The sequence below is a fragment of the Streptomyces sp. NPDC055078 genome, assembly GCF_053607985.1.
In genome coordinates this window covers 1-3,003 of the sequence record NZ_JBSGUP010000853.1, presented here as the reverse complement: position 1 = coordinate 3,003, position 3,003 = coordinate 1, and the positions used below count along the sequence as shown (strand labels likewise).

Sequence of the window (3,003 nt, the reverse complement as noted above, 5' to 3'; positions counted from 1 at the left end):
ATCGAGGAGGGCCGCGAGGCGTTCCTCGCCAAGCGCCCGGCCGATTACACCCCTTGGCGCTGACACCCCGCCGACTGCGTCCCTTGGCGCTGACACACCCCCCGCCGTACCTGTCCGGGTGTCCGTCCGGCCGCCGTGTACGCATGGACGGCCGACTGGCGGACCCTTGTGCGACCGGACGGGCGCCGTCGAAAACACTGGTCACCACGGTGTCCGAGGGGCCGGTCCAGGAAAGCCTGCCAATCGGCAGTGAAACCTATTGACCTTCCGATCGTACGGGCATAACGTCTGGCCCCAACCGCCCCCCAGAGGGCGCCAGGTCCCCATTTCCCACGGCCCGAGAGCCGATCCCTGTCAGGGGGAGCCATGGATTTCCGCACCGCCGACTACGACCACCGCCGCATCGCCACACTCGACTACGAGGACGGCACACACCGGGAGATGCGGGCGCACTGCCCGGTCGCCCACAGCGAGAAACACGGGGGATTCTGGGCACTGACCCGGCACGACGACGTCGACCGGGCGACCCGGGACACCGCGACCTACTCGTCGCTGCCGACCGTGACGCTGCCGGCCGTGGGCGCGCCCAAACCGTTCATCCCGGTCGAGAGCGATCCGCCCGAGCACCAGAAGTACCGGTCGCTGCTCAGCGCGGTGTTCATGCCCCGGCGCATCGAAGGGTTCGAGGGCCGGATCCGCGAACACGCGCACCGCCTCATCGACGACTTCGCCGGCGGCGAGGCCGACCTCGCCGCCGACTTCGTCTTCCCGCTGACGGCCCGGGTCATCACCTGGTTCCTCGGCATCCCCGACGACGACGTCGCACGCTTCAGCTCCTGGTCGCTCGGTCTGGTCACGGTGGCCGACCCCGCCGAGGAGATGCGGCTCCAGACGGAGATCCGCGACTACTACCTGGGCCTGATCGCCCTGCGGAAGGAGCGGCCCGCCGACGACCTGGCGAGCCATCTCCTCGCCTCGCACATCGACGGCCGGCCCGTGACGGAGGAGGAGACCCTCGACATCTATCTCACCCTCACCGGAGCGGGCGGTGAGACGACGGCCGCCGCGGGCACCCATATGCTCAGGCTCCTCGACACCCACCGTGACATCCGGGACCGGCTCATCGCCGAACCCGGGCTGATCCCCTCGGCCGTCGAAGAACTCCTGCGCTACGTCACCCCTGTCTACGGCTTCGGCCGGACCACCACCCGCGAGGTCGAGGTCGCGGGCACCGTGATTCCGCAAGGCGAGCGGGTGTGGCTGTCCTGGCTGTCCGCCAACCACGACGAGAGCGCCTTCCCCGACCCCGAGCGGATCGTCGTGGACCGCAAACCCAACCGCCATCTGGCCTTCGGCGCGGGGGTGCACCGCTGCCCCGGCGCACCGCTCGCCCGCCTCCAGCTCCGGGTGATGCTGGAGGAAGTGCTCGCCGGATTCCCCCGCTACCGGCTCACCGACCCCGGCTCCGTCACCATCAGCGACGGCGTCACCCGAGTGATCCGCTCCCTGCCCGCCACCCTCGACGCCGGCCGCACGGCCGGCCGGACCACTGAAGGGAGCGGCGCATGAGGGCCGCCGTGAGCCGGGACACCGGCGAGATCCGTATCGAGGAACTGGCCGACCCCCGCCCGGGACCCGGCGAGGTCAAGGTCAGGCTGGTCAGCTCGGGTGTGTGCCATACGGATGTGTCGGTGCTCCAGAGCCATCTGCCCGCCCCCAGGCCCATCGTCCTCGGCCACGAGGGCGCCGGGATCGTGACGGAGACCGGCCCCGGCGTGACGGGCCTTTCCCCCGGCGACCATGTCATCTGCTCGATCATCACCTCCTGCCACGCCTGCCCCGCCTGTCTGCGCGGCGAGGTCGCCCTGTGCGCCCGGGCCGTCGCGTTCGCCGGCACCATGCTGGACGGCACCACCCGGCTCAGCAGCGGTGCGGAGGATGTACACGTCCTGTTCTGCCAGGGCTCCTTCGCCGAGTACGCCGTCGTCCCGGCCTCCGCCGCGGTCAAGGTCCGCGACGACGCACCACTCGACAAGCTCGCCGGACTGGGCTGCGCCTGGTCCACCGGCCTCGGCGCGGCCATCGTCCGCGCCGAGGTGAGACCGGGCAGCGGCGTCGTGGTGATCGGCGCCGGGGGAGTGGGTCTTGCGACCATGATGGGAGCCCGCGCGATGGGGGCCACCACCGTGATCGCCGTCGACCCCGCCGAACACAAACTCGCCCGCGCCGCCGAACTCGGCCTCGCCACCGCGACGGTGGCCGCGACGGGCGAGGAAGCCGCCGAAGCCGTACGGGAACTGACCCGGGGCGCCGGAGTCGACTACGCCTTCGACGCCGTGGGCGCTCCGGGAACCCTGGAGCTGGCCCTCACCTCCGTACGCCCCGGCGGTCTCGCGGTGGCGATCGGCGTCATGGACGCGTCCGTGACCGCCACCTTCGATCTCTTCGGCTTCCTCATGCAAAAACGCCTCACCGGCACCTACGCGGGATCGATCGTGCCCGCCCGGGACATCCCGGTCTTCGTCGACCTCTACATGAGGGGCAGCCTCCCGCTGGACGACGTCATCGACGCCCGGTACTCCCTCGACGAGGTGCCGCAGGCACTCTCGGACCTCGCCGCCAACAAGATCACCAAGGGAGTGGTGCTGCTGTGACCGCACTCGACCTCGGCCTGTACATCGACGGGCGGTGGGAGAACGCCGAGAGCGGCGAACGGCTCACCGTGCACAACCCGGCCCGGACCGCCGAGACCGTCGGCTCGGTGCCGGGCGGCGGGGCGGCGGACGTGGACCGCGCCGTGCGGGCCGCGCACCGCGCCCAGCGGGAGTGGGCGGCGCTCACGCTCACCGAGCGGGCCGACCTGCTGCGGCAGGCGTCGGCCCGGCTGCTGGCCATCGACCCCGCCGCCCCCGAGGTCCTCACCCGTGAGATGGGCAAGGTGCTCGCCGAGTCGGCCATGGACTTCCAGTCGCCGCCCTGGGCCTGGTCGGCCTACCTGGACGA

Annotated in this window: 3 protein-coding genes; all 3 read left to right on the top strand. The window is 71.4% G+C overall.

The window, feature by feature from the left end; all coding sequences use genetic code 11:
• The first annotated feature begins 366 nt into the window (after window positions 1–366).
• Window positions 367–1,569, top strand: a complete 1,203-nt coding sequence (locus ACWF94_RS37670) for a cytochrome P450 (protein ID WP_453499312.1) — start codon at window positions 367–369, stop codon at window positions 1,567–1,569.
• On the top strand, window positions 1,566–2,654 hold the full coding sequence (locus ACWF94_RS37665) for a zinc-binding dehydrogenase (protein ID WP_453499310.1): 1,089 nt from the start codon (window positions 1,566–1,568) through the stop codon (window positions 2,652–2,654). The genes ACWF94_RS37670 and ACWF94_RS37665 overlap by 4 nt, the downstream gene beginning before the upstream one ends.
• Window positions 2,651–3,003: aldehyde dehydrogenase family protein (locus tag ACWF94_RS37660; RefSeq protein WP_453499308.1), on the top strand; the 353-nt coding region annotated here is incomplete at its 3' end. The genes ACWF94_RS37665 and ACWF94_RS37660, both read left to right, overlap by 4 nt.